Annotated in this window: 20 protein-coding genes, 1 pseudogene and 1 riboswitch; of the genes and pseudogenes, 13 read left to right on the top strand and 8 right to left on the bottom strand. The window is 41.4% G+C overall.

The window, feature by feature from the left end; translation table 11 throughout:
• Window positions 1–31 precede the first annotated feature (31 nt).
• From AUF14_RS09495 to AUF14_RS09485, 3 genes are all read right to left on the bottom strand, one after another.
• Window positions 32–415 carry a hypothetical protein gene (locus AUF14_RS09495; protein WP_049221039.1) on the bottom strand — a complete coding sequence of 128 codons (384 nt, stop codon included), beginning with the start codon at window positions 413–415 and terminating at the stop codon, window positions 32–34.
• Between the two features lie 63 nt (window positions 416–478).
• Window positions 479–691, bottom strand: a complete 213-nt coding sequence (locus AUF14_RS09490; protein WP_049221041.1) for a DUF2922 family protein — start codon at window positions 689–691, stop codon at window positions 479–481.
• 17 nt (window positions 692–708) lie between these two features.
• Window positions 709–912, bottom strand: a complete 204-nt coding sequence (locus tag AUF14_RS09485) for a DUF1659 domain-containing protein (protein WP_016181385.1) — start codon at window positions 910–912, stop codon at window positions 709–711.
• 557 nt (window positions 913–1,469) lie between these two features.
• On the opposite strand from AUF14_RS09485, the gene AUF14_RS22505 reads away from it, so the two are divergent.
• On the top strand, window positions 1,470–1,613 hold the full coding sequence (locus tag AUF14_RS22505) for a hypothetical protein (RefSeq protein ID WP_016181387.1): 144 nt from the start codon (window positions 1,470–1,472) through the stop codon (window positions 1,611–1,613).
• 224 nt (window positions 1,614–1,837) lie between these two features.
• Here the strand turns inward: AUF14_RS22505 and AUF14_RS09480 are convergent, their stop codons facing one another.
• Together AUF14_RS09480 and AUF14_RS09475 are read right to left on the bottom strand one after the other, a co-directional pair.
• Window positions 1,838–2,554: a hypothetical protein gene (locus tag AUF14_RS09480; RefSeq protein ID WP_016181388.1), complete on the bottom strand. Its 717-nt coding sequence runs from the start codon at window positions 2,552–2,554 to the stop codon at window positions 1,838–1,840.
• A 222-nt stretch (window positions 2,555–2,776) separates the two neighbouring features.
• On the bottom strand, window positions 2,777–3,673 hold the full coding sequence (locus AUF14_RS09475; protein WP_016181389.1) for a LysR family transcriptional regulator: 897 nt from the start codon (window positions 3,671–3,673) through the stop codon (window positions 2,777–2,779).
• A 235-nt stretch (window positions 3,674–3,908) separates the two neighbouring features.
• On the opposite strand from AUF14_RS09475, the gene AUF14_RS09470 reads away from it, so the two are divergent.
• The 7 genes and pseudogenes from AUF14_RS09470 to aroD all read left to right on the top strand — a co-directional run bounded on the left by AUF14_RS09470 (window position 3,909) and on the right by aroD (window position 13,426).
• Complete coding sequence (locus AUF14_RS09470) at window positions 3,909–5,138, top strand: MFS transporter (protein ID WP_049221043.1); 1,230 nt, start codon at window positions 3,909–3,911, stop codon at window positions 5,136–5,138.
• A 23-nt stretch (window positions 5,139–5,161) separates the two neighbouring features.
• Window positions 5,162–6,337: a Gfo/Idh/MocA family protein gene (locus tag AUF14_RS09465; RefSeq protein ID WP_049221045.1), complete on the top strand. Its 1,176-nt coding sequence runs from the start codon at window positions 5,162–5,164 to the stop codon at window positions 6,335–6,337.
• Window positions 6,338–6,491: 154 nt separating this feature from the next.
• The gene (locus AUF14_RS09460; protein ID WP_049221047.1) at window positions 6,492–7,805 is read left to right on the top strand and encodes a hypothetical protein; all 1,314 of its coding nucleotides are present in this window, start codon (window positions 6,492–6,494) and stop codon (window positions 7,803–7,805) included.
• A gap of 15 nt (window positions 7,806–7,820) precedes the next feature.
• Window positions 7,821–9,942, top strand: a pseudogene (locus tag AUF14_RS09455) (hydantoinase/oxoprolinase family protein).
• Entirely contained in the window at window positions 9,920–10,564 is a 645-nt protein-coding gene (locus tag AUF14_RS09450; RefSeq protein WP_049221049.1) for a hypothetical protein, read from the top strand. The pseudogene AUF14_RS09455 and the gene AUF14_RS09450 overlap by 23 nt, the downstream one beginning before the upstream one ends.
• A 23-nt stretch (window positions 10,565–10,587) precedes the next feature.
• The gene (locus AUF14_RS09445; protein WP_102866015.1) at window positions 10,588–12,645 is read left to right on the top strand and encodes an oxidoreductase; all 2,058 of its coding nucleotides are present in this window, start codon (window positions 10,588–10,590) and stop codon (window positions 12,643–12,645) included.
• Between the two features lie 34 nt (window positions 12,646–12,679).
• Complete coding sequence (gene aroD / locus AUF14_RS09440) at window positions 12,680–13,426, top strand: type I 3-dehydroquinate dehydratase (protein ID WP_016181396.1); 747 nt, start codon at window positions 12,680–12,682, stop codon at window positions 13,424–13,426.
• Window positions 13,427–13,765: 339 nt separating this feature from the next.
• Here the strand turns inward: aroD and AUF14_RS09435 are convergent, their stop codons facing one another.
• Both AUF14_RS09435 and AUF14_RS09430 read right to left on the bottom strand, forming a co-directional pair.
• Window positions 13,766–14,665 carry a hypothetical protein gene (locus tag AUF14_RS09435; RefSeq protein ID WP_016181397.1) on the bottom strand — a complete coding sequence of 300 codons (900 nt, stop codon included), beginning with the start codon at window positions 14,663–14,665 and terminating at the stop codon, window positions 13,766–13,768.
• Window positions 14,666–14,849: 184 nt separating this feature from the next.
• On the bottom strand, window positions 14,850–15,380 hold the full coding sequence (locus tag AUF14_RS09430; protein WP_016181398.1) for a folate family ECF transporter S component: 531 nt from the start codon (window positions 15,378–15,380) through the stop codon (window positions 14,850–14,852).
• Window positions 15,381–15,415: 35 nt separating this feature from the next.
• A riboswitch (THF riboswitch) is annotated at window positions 15,416–15,512 on the bottom strand.
• A 179-nt stretch (window positions 15,513–15,691) separates the two neighbouring features.
• Here AUF14_RS09430 and AUF14_RS09425 point away from each other — a divergent pair.
• The gene (locus tag AUF14_RS09425) at window positions 15,692–16,417 is read left to right on the top strand and encodes a hypothetical protein (RefSeq protein WP_016181399.1); all 726 of its coding nucleotides are present in this window, start codon (window positions 15,692–15,694) and stop codon (window positions 16,415–16,417) included.
• A 22-nt stretch (window positions 16,418–16,439) separates the two neighbouring features.
• Entirely contained in the window at window positions 16,440–17,177 is a 738-nt protein-coding gene (locus tag AUF14_RS09420) for a hypothetical protein (RefSeq protein WP_218064590.1), read from the top strand.
• A 92-nt stretch (window positions 17,178–17,269) separates the two neighbouring features.
• Here AUF14_RS09420 and AUF14_RS09415 read toward each other — a convergent pair whose 3' ends face one another.
• Complete coding sequence (locus tag AUF14_RS09415) at window positions 17,270–19,177, bottom strand: M13 family metallopeptidase (RefSeq protein WP_049221053.1); 1,908 nt, start codon at window positions 19,175–19,177, stop codon at window positions 17,270–17,272.
• 99 nt (window positions 19,178–19,276) lie between these two features.
• On the opposite strand from AUF14_RS09415, the gene AUF14_RS09410 reads away from it, so the two are divergent.
• The 3 genes from AUF14_RS09410 (at window position 19,277) to AUF14_RS09400 (ending at window position 22,143) form a co-directional block, all read left to right on the top strand.
• Window positions 19,277–19,828 (top strand): hypothetical protein, encoded by a 552-nt coding sequence (locus AUF14_RS09410; RefSeq protein ID WP_049221055.1) that lies wholly within the window; start codon window positions 19,277–19,279, stop codon window positions 19,826–19,828.
• Window positions 19,829–19,950: 122 nt separating this feature from the next.
• Complete coding sequence (locus AUF14_RS09405) at window positions 19,951–20,922, top strand: ribose-phosphate diphosphokinase (RefSeq protein WP_016181403.1); 972 nt, start codon at window positions 19,951–19,953, stop codon at window positions 20,920–20,922.
• 69 nt (window positions 20,923–20,991) lie between these two features.
• On the top strand, window positions 20,992–22,143 hold the full coding sequence (locus tag AUF14_RS09400) for a cysteine desulfurase family protein (RefSeq protein WP_049221056.1): 1,152 nt from the start codon (window positions 20,992–20,994) through the stop codon (window positions 22,141–22,143).
• The last annotated feature ends 61 nt before the right edge of the window (window positions 22,144–22,204 follow it).

The raw sequence follows: 22,204 nt of genomic DNA, 5'->3' as shown, positions 1-22,204 counted from the left end.
TTCTTTTATTTTTTATTTGCGTAGGTGGTTATCATGACTCTGTATTTTCTTCTGGTCGTACAGTTGAAATAAGTGACCGGACAATTGACTGAATCGTTTCACCAAAGTTTCTTAATGGAAAGACTTTTAAGCGTAATCGTTTCCACTCAGAATCCATGAAGTAATCCTGAAAATAATAGAAGAACCGCTTCATAGTACGTGTGGCCTTGGTATTCATGAAAAGATAGCGAACAAGCTCCTGCAAAATGTGAGCAAACTCCTGCGCACCTAACTGGCATCTCACGCGTAAAGCTAAGATATATTTGATCGTTAAACTACTGTTTTGTGTTTCTTGGTAATAATCCATGATACGTTTTTCTAACGTTTGCGGTTTAAGTGAAAAGATCTGCTGATGCGACAAAAGCTGCTCATTCATATTTTTTCCTCCTTTTAATAGAGAAGTGCGGCAGCGCTACCGCACTTCTCAAATTCCTATTAATTAGAAAATAACTTTCTCAGTTGTTTCGACATATTTCGCGCTTTCGACCGAGTCGAAGAGAACCGCGCCATCTTTGTGAAATAATTTTACGTTAGTCAGACGTTGCAGCAAGCTTTTGACCTCTGCGTTTGTCTTTTTTTGATCTGGATTCAAGAAACTCCAGGTATGACTCTTTCCTAGACTGTTTTTAAAAACTGCGACGATTTTTACCATGTTTTCTCCCCCTTCTATTATTTGGTATAACGTGATTGACTTGTTAGGATCACGCCATCTAGATTGCTGCCTTCAGGTGAAAGCTCTGTTAAGATATTTCCCAGTTCAAGAACGTCTTCCTCGGTGGGTTCATCGATTACGTTTTGAAAAGTCATTTTCTTTGGTTTGTCTTCGCCTGCATCAATTTGAACTTGTAATTTGTTGCCAATTTTTTGGATCATTTTTCTTCCTCCATTTCGATAAATGATTTTTGTTCCGGCCGGTGACTAAAAGATAATCAATTTTTCGAAAATATGCGAATCGCAAAATAACCGCTACCCCCCCTCAATTTGACTCATTTCGAGGTAAAAACCCCCTATTTTTGCCCAAAACAGGTCAAATTGAGGGGGGTAAGTGTCAAATTGCGATTTGAAATCGATTTCTATTTGGTTTATAATAAAGAGTTTTACTAAAAAGAGATCGCTGATTTGAAGTAAATACTTTCTATTTTTCTGCGTATTTTAGAGTAAGAGGACTTTGATAGCGGTTGTTTTGCCATGCGATAATGTAGGCGAGAAAACCTGTTGTCTGGAAGGCAGGAAAAAGAGATGCAAGTGTATTTACCAACCAACGATCTATTATTCAAAAAATTATTAACTTCGGAGGATTCCCAGCATATTCTAAAAGTGTTCGTCAAAGAGTTATTAGACTTAGAATTCGGGAGACTGACGCCCCTGACTATATCAAAGAAGCGAAAAAGAAGACAGATTTCTTAATATTGGAAGAGGAGGAAAAGGAAATGATCATGAAAATCGATAAAGCCAAAGCAATAGCAGAGGCAGAGTTGGAGTACGCTAGGGATGAAGGCATAGCAAAGGGAAAGAAAATTGGCCGAGAAGAAGAGCGAAAAAGGAATCGGGAAGAAAAACGAATGCGATTCTAAACTTAATGCAAACCTCTCTCTCATTGAAAGGGATATAAGAGACAAGCGGCATAGATATTGAGACGCTGAAAAAGTGGAAGTCAGAGACGGAATAGGCTATCTAGTGTTACTTTAGACTCGAATGTTTAATATTTAGTCTCATCAAATAAAAAGGCGTGGTTAGAAAGACTGAAAAAACATGCTGATGTCCATTCTAGTCATCAGCATGTTTTTTCAATATCAACTCACAGCCAGTCAATCCCATCGATATCTCGAGGATCATCAATCAGCTCTTCACAGTGATAAAGAGAATAAGTTCTGTTATAAAGATGGTTAAGCTCACCTAAAGCGGTTCGAAACTTCTTTAATTTTGATTGAGCACGAAGAGTGTCCGCAAATGCAGTATTGGGAAAGTACAAATAATCTAGTGGCATATATCCAGGAATGACAAAGTGAAAAAAGCCACGGCGCATAGTAGCTAAAATAAGACAAGCAAGCTCTGCTCTAGAAATAACTCGTCTTCGTTGGACAGGAAGGATCAGATGAAGTCCGTTAGTCATTTCTGCGTAGTGCTGTCCCTGACGTTTGAAAATAGAAGAGATTTTATAGGGATTAATCCAGGTCGTTTGGTCTTTTCCCTCTAATGGGAACAAGCAAAAGTAAGGGCAGACCCAAGGAAATTTGTATTTTCCAAAGCAGCCTGTTTCTTTTAAACAAAGCGAAAGTACTCGATACTCGGGAAAAGAATGTTTTAAAGAAAAACGGTGAAGTGTTGCTATTGCGCTGACTTTACTAAAATAGATATGATCATCTGTAAAAATCAGGACACCTGTTTTTTGGGGAATTGGTATAATACAGTTTATTTCATGAGCCAGTGAAGGATCAAAAGCCAATGCATTTGCCAAGTAACGTTCCCATAACGGTGACCACTGTTTGTCATCCAGATACTCAAAATTATCCATAATACTCCTCCTCAAAAACGTTAGAATTATTCTTTGCATGTAGAATATATAACAAAGTTGAAAAAGTAGAAATAATACTTTCACGATTTTTTATTAAACAGCAAAAAAGAAGTATTTAAAGACATAATTATGTTTTGTGTAGGGACTCATAGATAGAGTGAGTACCGAAAAGTAATGCCATAGAACAGCCGACCCCTTTCGTGGATCGGCTGTTTTTTCCTATTATTTAGGCTCTGGCAGAAGCTTTTCTTGGAATTCTTTATTTGTTAGAAACCGCTCAAATTCCAATGCAGCTGAGGTCAGCAATGCATCTTTCTTTTTCGCGAGATAGACACAGCGGGATTGCGACTCCTCCAATTGTAAAACTTTGACATCATGAAATTCTAGTAAATTATTAAAGGGTAAAATAGCCACGCCGATATCGATGGAAACGAGTCCGGCCAATGCCTGATCCTCTTCTACGCGGCAGGAGATTTTCAGGGGCAGCTGCTGCTTTTCAAAGAGCTTTTCCATGTAGTAGGTTTTATCTAGGGATAAGATCATGGAGTATTCTGATAGTTCCTTTAGTGAAACAGTTTCTTTTGACGCAAGAGGATTACTATTAGCAACGATAGCTACCAACGGCTGATCTAATATGTGGATAAACTCGATTTCAGGTTCGTCCTTCAAAAAAGAGCATAAGGCAAAATCACAGGTCTCATTCTTTACATTTTCGATCAGCCTTGGACTATTTCCCTGCCAGAATTTAAACTTGAAATTCCTGCGATGGCTATCACTGCGGAATTGCTGCAGCAGCTGTGGAATAATCTCTGGACCTAAGGTAAAGATGAAGCCTAGATCAATACTTCCTGAATACGGATCGACTAAATCGCGAACAGATTTCGTCCCGGCAGCAATTTTTTCGAGCCCCTGCTGGACACTTTCATAGTAAATTTTCCCAATTTTGGTTAAATGGATGTTTCGTCCATGGTGTCTGAATAAGACAACCCCGAGCTCTTCTTCTATACGTTTAATCGTACGACTAAGCGTCGGTTGAGCGATCCCCAGCTCATCGGCTGTTTTTCCATAATGCTCTAACTCTGCTAAGCGACAGAAGGCTTCTAGATTTTTGATATTCAATCGGTTCCCCTCCAAGATTTCTTTTTATAATTGTATCATTTTTCACAGATTGATATATAACTTTTTTGTTATGAATAATGCGGAGAATTGAGATTGTTTCTATCATGGATTCGTTTTATAGTGGTTTTGGAAAGAAAAGCGCTTTTTTATCCATAACTATTACTGACAGTTTTGTTATGTAAACGATTAATTTTATATCTTATTGTGAAAACTAACACAATATTGGAGGTAGAAAATGAAGAATAAGTATTTTTTGACTGCTGTCTGCATGTATTTGAACTATATAGTGATCGGTGTAAGTGTCATTATTCTTTCAATGAATATGGATGCCTTGATGGAGCAGTTTGGAACGGATAGAACTGGCTTTGGTTTAGTTGTTTCCGGTATCGGTATCGGGAAATTTATTGTTTTATTTATCTCAGGAGTGCTTTCTGATAAGTTTGGACGAAAGCCGTTTATTCTCATTGGTATGGTGGGTTTTATCGTTTATTTTATGGGGATTTTGCTCAGTCCGAATGTGCCGATCGCATTGTTCTTTGCGGTGTTGGCAGGGATGTGTAACTCCTTCATTGATGCAGGGACCTATCCTGCGCTGATGGAAATTTTTCCGACATCAGCAGGAACAGCGAATCTAGCAATCAAGTTCTTTTCGGCAGCCGGGCAGTTTATCATGCCGTTCATATTTAGTTTTATTATTCAAAAAAATCTGAATTACAGCCTGTCCTTTTATATTGTGATTGGCTATATTGTTTTGAATATTGTCTTTATGTTTACTCGTGGCTTTCCTGCATTGTCTACCCAATCTGGTGCAGCAGAAAAAGAAGTCAAACGAACTTTTTATGAAAAACCGAAGATGGCAATCGAGGGAGTCTGCCTTATTTTAATGGGCTTCACCTCGACGACGATTTTTACAGTCGTGCAGGTCTGGATGGCGAAAGTGGCTGAGGAATATGCGGGAATGAGTGTTGCTGCCGCATCTAAAATGTTGACTTATTTCAGCTTGGGTGTCGTTATTGGTGTCTTCGTTACGGGCTATCTAGTAAGAGATCGTGTTCGCCCGATCGTTATCTGTTTGATCTATCCATTGATCACGATGGTTTGTTTGATCGCGTTAACGATTGCTCCATCACCGCTCTTGTGTTTTATCACCGTGATGGTGACCGGCTTTACCAGCGGTATGTTGCAATTAGGATTGACCACAATGGCTGAGCTTTTCCCAGGAAGCAAAGGGAAGATCACCGGCATGGTCTATAGTCTAAATTCGATTGCCGTATTTTCAGCACCTGTTATTACCGGCTGGCTGGCTAATACGAATACGATGAATACGATGGTTTATAACGCGGCGGTATCTGGGTTGGCCTTTGTTCTAGCGTTAATCGTATTTGTCAGATATAAAAAAGTTTTTGGTCCAGAAGCTTTTATCAGTATGAAGGAAATCACTAATTTAGCAGAAGCAAGTAAATAATTCGAGTTGAGGAGAATGAATAGATGAAAAAAGTAAGAGCAGCGATTATCGGCGCAGGATTTGCGGGAAATTTCCATACAAATGCCTACACAAGAGTGAGTGGTGTGGACTTCAAAATCAAATATGTTTATGACGTGGTTGAAGAAAAAGCAGTGGCGTTATGTAAAAAATGGGACATTATTGAACAGGTCGCTAAAACCTATGAAGAAATCCTTGAAGATCCGGAAATTGATGTGATCGATATTATCACACCGCCAGTGACTCATTTAGAGCTTGCCTATCAAGCGTTGGAGGCTGGAAAGCATGTCATTTGTGAAAAACCATTGACTGGTTATTTCGGTGAAGAGGACGAGGAAGAGCCGATTGGTTTAACTGTTCCAAAAGTAAAAATGTACGAGAGTCTTCTAAAGGATATTGATGAGTGTCGGGCAAGATTTGAAGCCTCAAATGTTTTGTTCATGTATGCAGAGAATTATGTGTATTCACCAAATATTTTACGCTCAGCTGAAATCATTGAAGCGAAGAAAAGCAAGATCATGTATATGAAGGGGGAAGAAAGCATTCGTTCATCCACTTCTCCAGCTTCTGCTCACTGGTCATTAGCAGGCGGCGGTTCCCTGATTCGTCTAGGCAGTCATCCAATCGGCGGCATGCTGTTCTTAAAAGAACGAGAAGCGAGAGCACGTGGGGAAGAAATTGGGATTCAAAGTGTAACAGCAGAGACCGCAAGATTAGCGCCAAACTTGAACGAGCATGACAAACGCTATTTCCCAGCGAAGTCAGTCGATACGGAAGATTTCGCGACGATCATTATTACGTTTACTGATGGGACAAAGGCTATCTCTATTTCTAACGACAATACACTGGGCGGCGTGAAAAACTACGTGGAAGTGTACACGAATGATAGCGCCTTAGTTAATACGATTACACCTGCGGACAACTTATCGACCTATTTCCTTGATGAGGATGGCTTAGAGGATGTCTATATCTCGGAACAGCTGCAGGAGAAGCTTGGCTGGAACAAGGTCTTTGTTTCAGAAGAAACCTTAAGAGGTTATTTGAACCAGTTCCAAGATTTTGTTGATGCGGTTGCAGAAAATCGCGAACCGTTGTCTGGTCTGGATCTAGCTTATGATACGATTAAAGTAATCTATGCAGCGTATTTGTCAGCAGAAGAAGGCCGCAGAGTCGATTTCTGATCGATCGATTACGATGTATTCAAATAAATAAGTGGCTGACGAGGAATTGGGGCAAAATAACTGATTATTTTGTGCCGATTCCAGTCAGTTCAAGAAGTGTCTGAGTAAAGGGTCTGGGGAGTGATTCAGGCTTTTAGGAGTAAGGGGGAGAATGATGTCTTTTATAAGTGGATTGATTTTAGTGCTGTCATTTGTCGGGTTGGTCGTGTATTCGATTAAAGGGCACAATTTAATGATCGGCTTTATTTTGATGGCGACGTTATGGACGATTGTTCCAATCATCAATCAACTGGCAACAGGAAGCAGTGCATCAGTTGCTGTCGATATGCTGCAAGCGGTCTATCAACGAGCACCGGAGAGTTGGGGTGGTGTCTTAGTCAATATCTTTTTTGGGGCTTGGTTTGGCCGAGTACTTTTGGATACTGAGATTGCTTCGACGATCATCCGAAAATCCGTCGAGCTTGGAGGAGATAATTCTGCACTCATTCTTGTTTTGGTAAGCTTAATCACTGGAATCATTTTTACTTCTCTGACAGGTGCCGGTCCTGTCATATCTATTGCTGTTGTGGTGCTGCCAATATTGTTTTCTATTGGAATACCAAAGGGGATCGCCTTGTTTTCTTATACGGGCTCAGTTGCTGCGGGAATTTTCCTGAATCCAATCAATTTCACACAATATCGGGCTTTTTTTAACACGGGGGAGGCTGACTATACATACTCAGATTATTTTCCGTTTGGAATTACAGCATTTGCTGTCATGCTGGTGATCATAGCAATATTTTCACTGATCTATATGAAACGGGAAGCGAAGTTCTTTAACTGGGAAGCGACAGCAGCAGTTCCAACAGTTAAAAACGCGCCGAATTTAGCGTTAGTTACACCATTTTTGCCAGTGATTGGGGTGATTCTTTTAAGATTGCCGATGATCCTGTGCTTTATTCTTAGCGGCTTATTTGCTTTAGTTGTTTGCCAGGAGCTGGGCGCTGATTTTCGTTCGATCAGTCGGATGTTGACAAAGCAATATGCGGATGCGGTCAAGGATACAGCTTCGCTGGTGGGTTTCTGGTTATGTCTTGCCATGTTCAATGCGGCTGCATCCTTTGCTGGTCCTTATTTTCAAGCAATGCTTGGTGGAGTCATTCCTCAATCGACATTGTTACTGTGTCTACTGTTTATTTTCCTATCACCGTTTACTTGGTTTCGTGGACCGATGAATCTAGTTGGCAGCGGGGCAGCGATCCTTGCTGTCGTCAGTCAGCAAAACGCCGACTGGTCTGTTGAATTTCTTTATCCGCTATTTATTTCGATCCTGATCGGTATGGGACATTTCGATATCACTACCTCATGGGTGTCATGGGGACTAGGGTATGCTCAGATCGAAAGTAAAAGCTATATGAAAATGGCTTTTATTCCAGGAATCGTTATTTGTATCGTATTGGAGCTGCTGACCTATTTCTGGTTCGGCTAAGAAGGTGAGGAAGACATGGAGAAAAGAAAAATACGGGTAGGCATCGACGTTGGTGGTACACATACCAAGGCAGTGGCGATTGATAATCAAACAAAGCAGATCATCGGGAAATCTTCTGTAAAAACAACACATGCTGCGCAAGCAGGGGTTGCGGAGGGCGTCGTTGCTTCTTTTCTAAAATGTTTAGAAGAACATGATATTTCAGCAGATGAGGTTGTTTTTGTCGCACACAGTACCACACAGGCGACCAATGCACTTTTGGAAGGTGATGTGGCGAAGGTGGGAGTTATTGCGACAGCTGGAGGCAGCTTTGAAGCTTTTTTGACAAAACGTCAGACCAGCTTGAACCGTTTGGAATTGGGAACTGGGCGTGAGATTCAAATCAGCAGCCGTTTCATTCATAAAAAAAGCTTAGTGAGGAACGGATTGCTCAGGCAATTGATGAGCTTTGTGCAGAAGGGTGTCAGGTGTTTGTCACGAGCGGCGCATTTGGTGTCGATGATTTGGATTCTGAACGACAAATCAACGATGTCCTGCATGCAAAAGGGCTGAAGGCGACGATGGCTTCGGAAATCACCAAACTTTATGGATTATCTCGCAGGACGCGGACAGCGGTCATCAATGGATCTATTTTACCGAAAATGTTGGAAACAGCTGATTCTACCGAAACAGGCGTGAAGGGGACAGGCGTTGATGTTCCTTTGATGATCATGCGAGGTGACGGCGGTGTGATGGATGTTAAGGAAATGAAGAAGCGGCCAGTATTGACCATGCTTTCTGGGCCCGCCGCGAGTGTGATGGGAGCCTTGATTTATTTGAGAGCCTCGAACGGGATTTACTTTGAAGTTGGTGGAACTTCGACCAATATCGGTGTGATCAAGGATGGTCGTCCAGTGATTGATTATTCTCAGATTAATGGACGCAGTACCTACATCAGTTCGCTGGATGTGCGAGTGTTGGGCGTTGCTGGAGGCAGTATGGTTCGTGCTGGACAGCATAAGCTGATTGACGTGGTCCCCGGAGCGCGCATATCGGAGGGATGGACTATGCCGTGTTTACTCCAGAGGAAGAAATTATTGATCCGCAGCTAGAGTTCTTTGCACCGAGGGCAGGAGATTCCGCTGATTATGTGGCGATTCGACTGAGAAACGGCAAGCGCGTAACATTGACAAATACCTGTGCGGCAAATGTGCTCGGTTTAGTGAAAAAGGAGCATTTTTCTTACGGAAATGTAAAAGCAGCTCGCAAGGCGATGGCTCCATTAGCTGAGTATTTAAACTTGAGTATTGAGGAGACTGCTACGGCTATTCTCGAAAAGGCTTTTGAGAAAATCGAACCAGTAATCATGGGACTTGCTCGTAAGTACAAACTGGAGAAGGAACAATTGTCGTTAGTGGGTGTTGGCGGCGGTGCCTCCTCTTTATTAAGCTACTGTGCGGAAAAGATGGAACTGAACTATAGCATCCCTGAAAATGCAGAGGTGATCTCTTCGATTGGCGTTGCGCTCTCGATGGTACAGGACGTGGTTGAACGAATTATCCCTAGTCCATCTAAACAGGAGATTCAACAAATTCGCAACGAAGCGTTGAATAAAGCCATCGAAAGTGGTGCCGTTAAGGAAACTGTTGAGGTGCATATCAATATTGATTCTCAAACACAAAAGGTCACTGCGATGGCAACCGGCTCTACCGAGGTACAGACCTGTGATCTATCGAAGCAGTGTACCTTAGGGGAAGCGCGCGACATTGCTGAAAATGATTTTAGAAGAACAGAGGAAAGTGTCGAGTTATTAGCGGAAAATAGACATTTTTATATTTTTGGGAAAAAGGAAGCTACTGGAAATGCTATCCGAGTGATCGACAATAAAGGCTTTATTAAGGTGCAGCGTGGGAATGCTCAAATCATCAAGACGTCTATTCAAAATTATTTAGAAGCCTTACGTACCTTATGGGAGGATATGGCGAATTATAAATCAGACTTGATCGTTCGACCGGATTTTTATATTTGTGCCGGTGCTAGATTGATGGATTTTGCGACACAGGATTTTTCACAGCTGATGATGCTGGTGGATTTGGACATGGCGAGTATTCAGACAGACGAGGAGTTGTTGATCATTGCATGTAATCAGCAGTATTGATGCCATAAAGCTGAAAACAGATGATCGGTTTTTAGCATACCTGGAATTGCGTAAGGATACCTTTTTTCATAAAATCCCTACAGAAAAGATCCGCTACTATATTGATGGTGCGCTTGCATATGGTAAGCAGCTGGCTGTGACAGTTGATTTTGTAGATTCAAGCGAACTGTGCGACCGCTTAGGTGTCACGGTAATAAAGGAAATAACTGGCAAGACAGAGACAGTTCGCGGGACCTTGGAGCTTGTTAAAAATAAGAAGACCATTCGAATGTATCAGCAGTCATTGAGGCAGGTAGCTCGTGACCATAACATAACGTTGGCGCAGCTAGAGGAAGCAGTTTTGCTGCATGAGTTGTTTCATCTGTTAGAAGAACAGACTCGATCTACGACAGAGCAATTGGAACGAATCGAAACGATGCAGTTTTTAGGCTTTAAAAGAACGGCAGCAGTGCGACAGACACGAGAAATAGCGGCTCATGCCTTTGTTAAGGAACGAATGCAGCTTCCCTTTCTGCCGAATTATTGGGATTATTCGTGGGACGTGGAGGATACACGTGAGAGCTTGTTAGCGATAGAAGAATTTCGCTCTATTATGGAGAAGTCAGTTGCAGGTTTGGAATAGAAAGAGAGTGAAGGAGAGATCGTATGAACGAGAAATATAAAAAAATTTTTGAGCCGCTGACAATCAAGCGGATGACAGTGAAAAACAGAGTCGTGATGCCGCCGATGGGCACAAATTTTGCGAATATGGATGGGACCTTCTGTATTCCTCATTTAGCGTATTATGAACAACGAGCTAAGGGTGGCGTCGGACTAATTACTCTAGAAAATGCCTGCATCGATTATCCGATGGGCACGAATGGCGCCCGTCAGTTGCGGATGGACAACGACCAGTATATTTCTGGCTTGTGGAACTTTAATGAACGGATGCATGCTTATGGCGCGGCGACTTCTGTACAGCTTAATCATGCTGGTGCTTCTGCTTATGGCCTGCGTTTGGAAGGAAATCAGCCAGTTTCGGCTTCGAATGTTCCTAGTAAAAAGGGTAATCCAGTACCGCGTCCTCTGACTACAGAAGAAATTTATGCCATTATCGATAAGTATGCTGAAGCGGCAGATCGTGCACAGCGTTCAGGCTTTGACTGTGTTGAAATCCATGCAGGGCATTCCTATTTGCTTAGTCAATTCCTATCGCCGATTTACAATAAGCGTACGGATGAGTTTGGCGGTTCTCCTGAAAATCGTGCCCGGCTGACTTGTTTGGTTCTGGATGCGGTGCGGAAACGTGTCGGACCGCAATTTCCGATTGCTTTGCGTTTCAGTGCGGATGAACTGTTACCGGGAGGCAATTCTGTTCAAGATACCTTGGAGATATTGGATTATTTTGTGGATAAAGTTGATATCTTGAATGTGTCAGCGGCTTTGAATGACAGCCTGCAATACCAAATTGATAAGATGAATCTGGCAGACGGTTGGCGGAGCTTTATGGCGAAGGAAGTTAAAGAGCGTTATCCAGAGAAGGTGGTCATGACTTCAGGAAATATTCGTGACCCGAAACAAGCAACGGCAATTCTTGAAAAAGGGGAAGCTGATCTATTGGCGATGGGTCGTGGATTGATTGCAGAACCAAATTGGGTCAATAAGGTGGCTTCAGGTAAGGAAGGATTACTAAGAAAGTGTATATCCTGTAATATCGGCTGTGCCGACCATCGTATCGTCAAAGCACGACCTATTCGCTGTACGGTAAATCCAGATTTACATTATGAGGATCAATACAAGCTGCGGCCAGTAAAAAATCCAACTAAAATGGTAGTGATTGGCGGCGGAACAGCAGGATTGGAAGCTGCTGCAACGGCAGCCGAAGTTGGTGTTATGGTTGAGCTGTTTGAAGCAAAGGATTACTTAGGCGGACTGGGGCAGGAGATTTCTCGCTTACCGGATAAAAAAAGAATCAATGATTTTATCAGCTATCAAATCAATCGTTGTCAAGAATTGCCGAATCTGAAAATTCACAAGAATCGACCATTCAATCCAGCGGCTCTGGAATCTATTAAGCCGGATATTATTGTTAACGCCACTGGAGCAAAACCATTGCTACCTCCAATCAATGGCTTACATGAAGAGCTGGCAAAAGCGGATCGCAAAGTGTTTTCAATTTTTGATCTCCTGAATGGAATGGATAATTTTCAAGAGTTCAAGGGTAAGGAAATTGTCGTGATTGGTGGCGGGGCAGTTGGACTGGATGTTGTGGAATATTATGCAGAACGCGGTGCCGCGAAGGTCAGTATCGTTGAAATGCAACGAGAATTAGGAAAAGATCTGGATCTGATCACGAAGCTGGCAATGATGGAAATTGTTGAAAAGTATAAGGTAAATGTTTATACTTCTACAAAACTAACACAGGTTAACAAGTCTGACTTTCTGGTTGAAGATGAGAACGGTTGTATGATAAATTTGAATTTTGATTTGGGTTTTATCTGTCTTGGAATGCGTGCTGATGCACCGTTGCTGCCAGAATTACAGGCGTATGCACTAGCAGAGGATATTCCATTAGTAAACATAGGAGATAGTAAGGTCGCACGAAGAATCATCGAAGGAACTCGAGAAGCCAGAGATATCTTAAAGACGATTGAACTTCTGGAGGATAAGAGAACAAAACAAACGTTGTTGCAACAGCAGACCGTAACGGCTGTTTATCAGTAGGATAGAATGAATGTTGAGATTAGGAGAGATGTGAATGAAAACTGTAACGATTGATACGGTCACATTAGGTGAAGGAAAACCGAAAATCATTGTACCTCTAGTAGGTAGAACAAAAGAAGAAATCATTCAGGAAGCAGAATTTGTTGCGACGGTCGATTGCGATATCGTTGAGTGGCGGATTGATTTCTATGAGGACATCTTGGATTTTTCCGCTGCGGCTCAATTTTCAAAGCAGGTTAAGAAAATTTTGAATAAGCCGTTATTAGTAACATTTAGAACAAAGCAAGAGGGCGGTGAGCTGGCTCTTTCGGATGAGAAGTATTTTGAGATGTATCGTGTATTATTAAATGAAGGCAGCTTTGACCTATTGGATGTGGAATTATTCATGCCAGCGGTAGGTGTAGGCCAAACAATTGAACTAGCTCATGAAAAAAATAAAAAAATCATTATGTGCAACCATGACTTCGATAAGACACCAGCAAAAGAAGTAATAATTGAGCGTCTATGCAAAATGCAGGAGCTGGGTGCAGATATCTGTAAGATCGCAGTGATGCCGCAAACAACTGCCGATGTGATCACCCTGCTGGATGCGACACAGGAAATGTATCATAAACATGCTGACCGTCCGCTAATTACCATGTCTATGGGAAGTTTAGGAGTAGTCAGTCGCGTATCCGGTGCAACGTTTGGCTCATCAGCAACATTCGGCGCAGCGAAAAAGGCCTCAGCTCCAGGGCAGGTATCTGTTGATGAGCTACGTTCGATTTTGGAAGTGTTATAAAAGAAATCGATGATGGAAATCGCGAGTAAACTAGTAGAAAGCGAGATTGCTCCTTTTTCTAACTCTTTTTCTTATAGAAGGTTTTACTGTTAACTATCAAAAATACTGCAAATAAACACGGAGCTGATCTGAAAGTCTTTTAGTCTTTCGGATCAGCTCCTATTTACGAGTAAATGGCGGCATATCAGTAGCGACTAGGGAAATAAGCCATAAAAATTTGAGAAGCGCCGACCAGGACCATCCGACATCAGTTCCTATGTCACTGATTTTCTTGGCAAGTTTCGGAATTTCCTTCTTATTCTTGAAATTGACGGGCCTCTTGAAATGAGCAACAAAGTGCTACAGCGCACTTGCATGCCTCATCAACTCAGGATAATATTCGAATTCTTCAAATAGCTTCGGATCGTAATCTACAAAGCGTTTGACCCAATTTTTTGCTTCAAAGAAATCAAGTAGCACTTGATCGGCAGGCTGGTAGGGAATATTCAAGAAAGCGGTCAATTGGCTAAGATCTGTTTCCAGCATAAAGACATTTCTCGGATCGTAAAGTCGGTAAAAAGGCAACATCTCATTGGCGGTAATTAGCTTCTTTTGTAGGAAAAGTGATTCAAAGGTTCGAAGAGTGACCCCATATTGTCCAGCACGTAGGATTTCCAGAATACCGTTACTACGCTTGACCAATTTTAGATATTCACTATAGGGTAGGTAACCGGCTTGTTCATTACCGCGATTAGGCAGAATATGATAGAAGGTAGAAAGGCCTAGTGATTCGAAGCGATTCTTAAGCTCCATTGCTTGCTGCTTTCGGCCATTATCATTGGCACCAAAAAAGATATCATAATCCGTTTCATTAAGCGGCTCGCCAACAGACTGAGTGTAAAAGGAACTATTATGCTTCAAGCCTAGATCTCGTGCCTCTAATGGATCGAAATGATAAATTTCATTGATCGCAGGTTCTTTTTGTGAGGCATTCAATTTGCGATAATGCTCCAATTTGAAGTGATTCCAGAAAAATAGAACAATCTTAGCTTTTGTGAAAGGACGAATCTTGGCGGCCATTTCTGGTTCAAAACCGTAATCTAAAAATATAATTAGTTGAAAGTCTTTCAAGTATTGGCGTAAATATTCGTTATTTGCTGCAAGTAACTCTTTCCCCGAGCAAACACTCATCTCAGAGATGGCGGGGAAAAAGTACAGTGAGCGGTCTTTAGGGACAATTAAAACGTCAGATTTTTTCATTTTTCTCCCAGCTTTCTTATTAAATTTTTCTCATCATAGCGCTTTATATAACGTTTTACGATTTTTATGCTTGGGAAATATAACACAAAAATAGAGACTGTCTATGGGATAAGACAGTCTCTAAAGGATTATATGCTGTGAATTGTATAACTACTTTCACATAAACGTAATCATTTGTAAAGAATTAGTGTGCACGATTGAATCGAGCAATCCATTGTTTATAGGGTAATACGCCACCTAAGAAATAGGTAATAACCGCTTGAATAGGAATCCAAATTGCTGTTTTGATTAAGCGTGGTGCCCAGATTAACCAGCTATTCAATGGGACATGATACATCATGGCTAACCATAAAGGTGTTAATATCAGGTTAATCACGATCGTTGTTACCAGCACTGACTGAATCGAGTTTTTCCAAGTAATCTCTTTCTTGTAGAAAAAGTATCCATAGATGGCTCCTTCTAGAAAGGCGTTGATGGTAAAACCGATGAAAAAGGGTGCTTTTGCAAATAGCGACATTCCTACAAAATCAGCGATTACAGAACCAATGCCTGTCCAAAATGGACCAAAGAGCATTCCCATAATAATCTCTGGGATGAAGGTAAAGCTGACCTTAAGAAATTGCGTCTCGATTCCTAATATTCGAGACAGGGTGACCATCATGGCAATCAGTAGTGCCATAGTTGTGATGCTTCTAGCATCAAGGTGTTTTTTCATTTCTAGCATCTCCTTATAGAGCTGCTACATCTGCATGCAGCGAATGCGAAAATAAAACCGCAGACAAAGTCTTTCGTCCAGAGGACAACATCCCATCCCTCCAGCACTTAACGCTTTATTTTCTACTCTGATTTATTTGGGGAAGTCCCCGCAAAAATACTAGCACAGATTTGAGAAGGAAACAATCTTTTCATTTCATCGGGAAAAGAATTCTAGATCTTTTTTTTTATAAATAATCTTGGGTAAAATTCTGCTTCATTTAGAGGTATCATTATAGAGTAAAAAATTCTAAGCGAAAGTGAGAGAAGAGAATGGCAGTGAAAGCTTTAAATGAACGTCAGTTGTTTAGAATGAAGCGTGTGAATCTTGAAAAAAGAATCCAGCAATACTATTCTAAGACACAAGATTCAGAATCAGTGATCGAATATGGTATGGCGATTTTAGTTTTTAATGCGATTACGATGACCAATTATTCCTTTGTCTGCAAAGATTTAATCCAGGAAATTTTCTTAACAAAAGAACCAACAGATAAAATGCGTGAGTTTTGTCTATATTTTTATGATTTCTTTGATTATAATGAGTGGGAAAATGTGCGGGATCGATTGTTCAAAAGTCGCGCCGAATTCTCCGAGAGGACACGAAGGATTAGACCTGAAACGAAGTATGTTCGAGCAGCATCTGCCCCTACAAATAAAAAACGGGATTGGCTTTATGAGAACTACTGGGTTGACGATGAAAAAAATCGTCCTGAGAAGGAGCGATATGGTTATGAGTACCATACGGTTTTCAGAGACGAACATGGTAAAAAACACAAGCTAAAATTTCAAAATGCAGATATCAGTATACCGAGAAAGAAACTCTTGGTGCTGTTAGAAATATTGACAAAGCTAACAATCTTTGAAGAAAATGGTGTTCGCAAGTTTGCTGAAGTGGTATTTCCTGAATGCCGCGGTACAAGAAAGACTACTTACTATGTGGATGAAGCTGACGATGCGGCTTTTCTTCAACGTATGCGTCATGAGATCGAAAAATTGTAGTATTTTGTAAACAGAAAGGGGAATGAACGTGCAGCCGTTACAGGAACGACAATTGTTTCAAATGAAAAGAGAATCTTTAGAAACGAGAATTCGTCAGTACTACGAAGAAACGCAAAATGCAGATGTGGTGATTGAGTATGGAATGGCGCTTCTGGTGCGCAATGCGATGATGATGGAGGATTATTCCCTCATGTGTAAGGATTTGATTCGCCAGATTTTTTTAACCTGTAGGCCAAGTGAAAGAATGCGTGAATTTTGTCTATATTTTTACGATTACTTTGAATACGAGGAATGGGAGATTGTACGAAGTCGTTTATTTAAGAGTCGAGCGGAATTTTCTGAGATGACGCGTTTGGTTCGTCCGGATATGAAGTATTTTCGCGTTGCCTCAACTCCTACATTTGATAAATTTGACGAAGTATTGGCCTATGCGATAAAAAGTTGGTCTGAAAAATCCCGTGAGAAGGCATTTGAGGAAAAGGAGGATTTTTATTTTTCCTTCAAAGCAGTTTTTGAAGATGACAATGGCAAGAAGCACAAGCTGACCTTTAGCAAAAATGCGGACATCTGCAAGTCGTGCGAGGAACTTTTTACATTGATGGAAATTTTAACGAGATTAACGATTTTTCAAAAGAACGGGGTTCGCCGTTTTCGAGACATCGTTGAGACTGAGTGTGAATCAATCGTTAGCCAAGAGATTATCAATCATTCGAAGCGGAAGAAGAGGGGACAGGAATTAAGAAAAAGCTTGATTAAATAGTATGTACAAAGAAAATAAAGGCAGCAGGAAGCTGTGACAAAAGTCTTGTCGTAGCTTCCTGCTGCCTTTTCGTTTGTTGCAAAAAAATTGTTTTACCAAATACTAACTCGTTTTTCAGGAGCCAAGTACATCGCATCGTTAGGCTGGATGTCGAAGGTTTGATAGAAGTCCGCCAGATTTTTCACTTGGACATTGGCTCGCAATTTGTTTGGCGCATGGACATCAATTGATAGGAGTAATTGGGTATATTCCTGCCGAGCCTTCATCCGCCAAATCGTTGCCCAGTTGATGAAGAAGCCTTCAAGATCCACATTATTGTCTTTCTTTGCGGCTTCTAAAGCACAGCTCAAACCACCTGCATCAGCAATGTTTTCTGAGACTGTCAGCTTACCGTTGACCTTTCCGCCAGCGATTTCTAGACCGTCGAATTCAGCGATCATTTGATCCGCTAACGCTTGGAAATGCTTTTGATCTTCTTCGGTCCACCAATTGTTTAGATTTCCATACTCATCAAAGAGTGAACCATTGTTATCAAAGGCATGAGAGATTTCATGGGCGATCACAGCTCCGATACCGCCAAAGTTCTCACTGCTGGATTGTTTCAAGCTGTAAAATGGCGCCTGCAAAATCGCAGCTGGGAAGACGATGATATTGCGGAATGGATGATAATAAGCATTGACCGTATCTGCGCTCATTTCCCATTCATCACGTTCGACAGGCTGGTTCCATTTTTTGAAATCCTCTTTACGTTTCAAATGACTGAAGTGCAAGGCATTACTTAACAGTGTTCCGCCTTCTTCTGCTGTCGTTACTTTGAAATGCGTATAAATTGCTGGGATTTTTTCTGGATAACCTACATGAATCCCTAGAGTATTCAATTTAATGATGGCCTTCTCACGAGTTGCTTCACTGAGCCAGGTGTTGCTGCTCAAGCGATCTTGATAAATGCCTACCATGCGTTGGACCATTTGTTCAACATCTCTCTTGGCTTGTTCACCGAAGTATTTCTTTCCATAATAATCGCCAATAATTTGATCAAAACGACCTGATGCTAGATAGAAGGCGGCTTTTTCCTGTGGACGAGCTTCGGGCGCACCAGAAAGCGCACGACTGTATATGCCGCCGACTTGACGAAATTCTTCGCTGAGATAGGCGGTTAATGCATTAAGAGTCATGACCAGCATCCAACTTTTCATTTGCTGGAAGGTTTTTGGATTGACTAACTCATCAAGTTTTTTGAAAAACGCCGGCTCGGTCACAATAATCTTTTCTGGAACTTCGCCGATTAAGCCGATTAATAAGTTTTTCAAATCAAGGTGTTGGCTATGCTGGATAAATTCTTCACCACTTTCAGGGTTATACATTTTGCTGTAGTCGGCATTTTCTTCAGCACTTTTTACGTGAGGCGCCAACAATTTATCGTATTGAAGTGCTTCATCTGTGATTTTTTCGGCTGCAGCAGCATCATAACCAGCCAAGTCGAATAATTTCAGCGTCATTTCCTTAAAGATCGCCAAAAGCTGCGGCGCTTGCGGATGATCTGCTTCGTAATAGGTTTTATCTGGTAGGATCAAGCTAGGCGCACCAGCAAATAAAGCATTGATCTTAGTATTTTTCATATCAGCGTCTACATCTACGCCAAAGGGTAAAGGCAGTCCATCAAGAACCCAGTTAGTTAATTGCTCTGCTAAGTCATTCAAATCTTTTAACGCTTCTACTTGTCGAAGTAGGGGCAGCATAGGTGCCGCACCGTCCTGATCGCGTTTTTGATAATCATTGGCTAGATTGAAATAAGCGATGTATTCCTTCATTAAATCATTGGGAATCAAGGAAGGATTCTCGCTCATTTTCTTTGTATCAGTGATTAATAGATCATCGATGCCATCCACAAGATCCTGAAAACCGCCCGTTGCCGGTTTGTCTGCGGGGATTGTCGCTTTTTCAATCCATTCACCATTGACTGCTTCATATAAATCTTCTTTGATTTTTGTTTTGTCCAAAATAGTGTCCTCCATCTTTTTTCTAGTTCTTTCCGTTATAATCCATTATGATATATCTTGAGAAGATACACAAAAGAAAATGATTTGGCGGTGAAAAAAATGAATTATCCAATCAATCAGTGGATCGAGTTAGAGAGCTTTGAGATTTATCGTGACTGGAAGACACCGCGAGGATTTCTATGCGGCACCTATGCTAGTAGTGTATTGTTGGCTTATTGGCAGGATCAGCTGGATGCAGACTGCTTGCCAAATGGTCTACGAGAAAAGAACAGTCCTCAGAACGAAGAGCTCGTTCATGCGCTACAGCCTTTATTACAGCCGATTGATTTTCCCACAGTTCCGCTACAGATTTCACTTGGCTTGAATCGTTTCTTTCGCTGTTATCGGATTCCTTATCGAGCAAGAGGCACCGTCGCGGGTTCTTGGCAGCGGGTGACTAAACGAATCTCAGCTGGAGAGCCGGTCATGATCGGTCTTTTGCAGCTGCTGGGCAGCAGTTATAAAAATCATTGGGTCGTCGTTCATGGCTTTATGGAGAATTCAGCTGGACAAAGATTTTACAAGATTCATGATAATTGGGGAAAGAGTGAGGCTGTGATTCCGGCGGAGTGGGGAAATGGCACGATTTCATTGGTCTCTCAGATAAAATAGTAATGACGTTCTGCTCAAAATCCGAACAATCAGTTGTTCCCCTCGTATTGAAAAAGTAAAATCTACAGCAAATAACTCAAAATATGTTAAACTGGTGGTACAAAAATACTTGGAGGGACACCATGTCAGAAGAAAGTAAGGATAAATTTAAAATTTTTAGTCTTAATGGGAACAGACCGTTGGCTGAAAAAATCGCCGATGTCTGTGGCGTACCGTTAGGAAAAAGTACGGTCAAACAGTTCAGTGATGGAGAAATCTCGATTAATTTAGAGGAGACCGTTCGGGGATATGACGTTTATTTAGTCCAATCCACAAATGAGCCAGTAAATGATTATTATTTAGAATTATTAATCATGATCGATGCTTTGAAGCGAGCGAGTGCAAAAACGATCAATGTTGTATTGCCGTATTATGGCTATGCTAGACAAGATCGTACAGCTAAACCTCACGAGCCGATCACAGCAAAATTGATTGCGAATTTACTTTCAGACGCAGGTGCAACAAGAGTATTGACCCTTGATTTACACACTGTGCAAGTCCAAGGTTTCTTTGATATTCCAGTTGACAATTTATTTACGATGCCATTGTTTGCGCATTATTATCGTCGTCGTGGAATGGTGGGAGATGACTATGTTGTAGTTTCTCCCAAAAACAGCGGTGTTCAACGCGCCCGTAGTTTGGCAGAGTATTTAGATACAGCAATCGCGATCGTGGATGTCGCTGAAGAAGGCAATCCAGATTCTGGGTATGTGATCGGAGATGTAGAAGGTCGCTGTTGTATCATGGTAGACGACATTTTGAACACTGGAGAAGTTTTCTCCAATGCTTCGAAAACGTTAAGGAAGGCAGGCGCGAAGGAAGTAGTCGCTTGTGCTTCTCATGGTTTGTTATCACCTCCAGCAAAAGAAAATTTAGATGCTGCTGACATCAAAGACATTTGTATTACAGATTCTGTTCTAACTGGGCCTGAGCGCCATCCTAAAAAATTGTCGATTATCAGTTGTTCAGATTTGATGGGTGAAGCAGTGAAACGAATTCATGAAAATGAATCTGTCAGCCCATTATTTACGATGGAACAAAAAGATTTTAAGTAAAAGGGCAGCATTGCCCTTTTCTTTTTTTCGATTAAAATAAACTTCGCAGAGGGAAAGGTTCGAAAGTTTGTGGAAAATATATATTTAGATCATGCGGCAACGAGCCCCATGCATCCAGAAGTAGTCGCAACAATGACGGAAATCCTTACAGAAACATTCGGTAATCCATCAAGTGTTCATTTATTTGGTCGGCAAGCTGCTGGGAAATTGGAAATGGCGAGGGAAGTCATCGGTAAAAGTCTCGGCGTAAAATATCATGAAATTATCTTTAATAGTGGCGGGACAGAAGGTGACAATACCGCGATTTTGGAAACAGCCTTTTCTCGCCAGCAGGAAGGCCGTCACTTGATTACGACGCAGATTGAACATCCAGCGGTGATCAATACAATGAAATATTTAGAAACACAAGGTTTTGAAGTAACGTATTTGCCGGTAGATCGCAAAGGAAATATTTCTTTAGAGGATTTAGATGCCAGCTTGCGTCCAGATACAATCTTAGTTTCAATTATGTACGGCAATAATGAAATCGGTAATTTAATGCCTATCAAAGAGATTGGAGAACGCTTGAAGGATCATCCGGCATATTTCCACACCGATGCGGTTCAAGCTTATGGAAATCAGTCTATTCGTCCTCATGAGCTAGGCATTGATTTTCTAAGCATTTCAGCTCACAAGATCAATGGACCAAAAGGTGTCGGCTTTTTGTTCAAAAGCGATAAAGCCCAATTAGCGCCATTGCTTCATGGCGGCGAGCAAGAAGAAAAACGCCGCGCGGGAACGGAGAATTTAGCTGGCATTTGCGGAATGGCAAAGGCTGTTGAATTGTTAACAGAAGAAGAACGGGAAAAACGACGTGAGTTGTATGAACAGTTTACCCAGAAAGTGTTAACGACATTGGATCAAGCAGACATTGATCATCAGGTGAATGGCGATTTGAATAATAAATTGCCGCATGTTTTGAATTTGCGCTTTACTGGAATCAATAATGATTTGTTGCTGATGAAGTTAGACCTGCAAGGTATCGCAGTTTCCACTGGATCTGCTTGTACAGCAGGAACGATTGATCCATCCCACGTTTTAGAAGCAATGTACGGAAAAAAAGCTCCAGAAATAAAAGAATCCGTACGGGTAAGCTTTGGCTATGGCAATACGATGGAGCAAGTCGAGTATTTCGCAGAACAGCTAGTGACCAGTTTGCAGGAACTGACTAAGAAGAGATAATCTGGATTGAAATGCTTGATACTTATCTTTATAATCAATAGTGAAAGAAAAAGATGAGGTG

It is taken from the genome of Enterococcus avium (assembly GCF_002891025.1).
Lineage (GTDB): Bacteria > Bacillota > Bacilli > Lactobacillales > Enterococcaceae > Enterococcus_A > Enterococcus_A avium.
The sequence above is the reverse complement of the archived record's forward strand: the minus strand, read 5'-3'. Positions and strand labels throughout refer to the sequence as shown.

Excerpts from the sequence above, each read along its gene's own strand:
- AUF14_RS09445 (WP_102866015.1), top strand. The coding sequence starts at position 10,588 with ATGAACGAGAAATATAAAAAAATTTTTGAGCCGCTGACAATCAAGCGG.
- AUF14_RS09430 (WP_016181398.1), bottom strand. The coding sequence starts at position 15,380 with ATGAAAAAACACCTTGATGCTAGAAGCATCACAACTATGGCACTACTG.
- AUF14_RS09485 (WP_016181385.1), bottom strand. The coding sequence starts at position 912 with ATGATCCAAAAAATTGGCAACAAATTACAAGTTCAAATTGATGCAGGC.
- AUF14_RS09465 (WP_049221045.1), top strand. The coding sequence starts at position 5,162 with ATGAAAAAAGTAAGAGCAGCGATTATCGGCGCAGGATTTGCGGGAAAT.
- AUF14_RS09495 (WP_049221039.1), bottom strand. The coding sequence starts at position 415 with ATGAATGAGCAGCTTTTGTCGCATCAGCAGATCTTTTCACTTAAACCG.
- AUF14_RS09410 (WP_049221055.1), top strand. The coding sequence starts at position 19,277 with ATGAATTATCCAATCAATCAGTGGATCGAGTTAGAGAGCTTTGAGATT.
- AUF14_RS09405 (WP_016181403.1), top strand. The coding sequence starts at position 19,951 with ATGTCAGAAGAAAGTAAGGATAAATTTAAAATTTTTAGTCTTAATGGG.
- AUF14_RS09425 (WP_016181399.1), top strand. The coding sequence starts at position 15,692 with ATGGCAGTGAAAGCTTTAAATGAACGTCAGTTGTTTAGAATGAAGCGT.
- AUF14_RS09470 (WP_049221043.1), top strand. The coding sequence starts at position 3,909 with ATGAAGAATAAGTATTTTTTGACTGCTGTCTGCATGTATTTGAACTAT.
- AUF14_RS22505 (WP_016181387.1), top strand. The coding sequence starts at position 1,470 with ATGATCATGAAAATCGATAAAGCCAAAGCAATAGCAGAGGCAGAGTTG.
- AUF14_RS09435 (WP_016181397.1), bottom strand. The coding sequence starts at position 14,665 with ATGAAAAAATCTGACGTTTTAATTGTCCCTAAAGACCGCTCACTGTAC.
- AUF14_RS09490 (WP_049221041.1), bottom strand. The coding sequence starts at position 691 with ATGGTAAAAATCGTCGCAGTTTTTAAAAACAGTCTAGGAAAGAGTCAT.
- aroD (WP_016181396.1), top strand. The coding sequence starts at position 12,680 with ATGAAAACTGTAACGATTGATACGGTCACATTAGGTGAAGGAAAACCG.
- AUF14_RS09460 (WP_049221047.1), top strand. The coding sequence starts at position 6,492 with ATGTCTTTTATAAGTGGATTGATTTTAGTGCTGTCATTTGTCGGGTTG.
- AUF14_RS09480 (WP_016181388.1), bottom strand. The coding sequence starts at position 2,554 with ATGGATAATTTTGAGTATCTGGATGACAAACAGTGGTCACCGTTATGG.
- AUF14_RS09420 (WP_218064590.1), top strand. The coding sequence starts at position 16,440 with ATGAACGTGCAGCCGTTACAGGAACGACAATTGTTTCAAATGAAAAGA.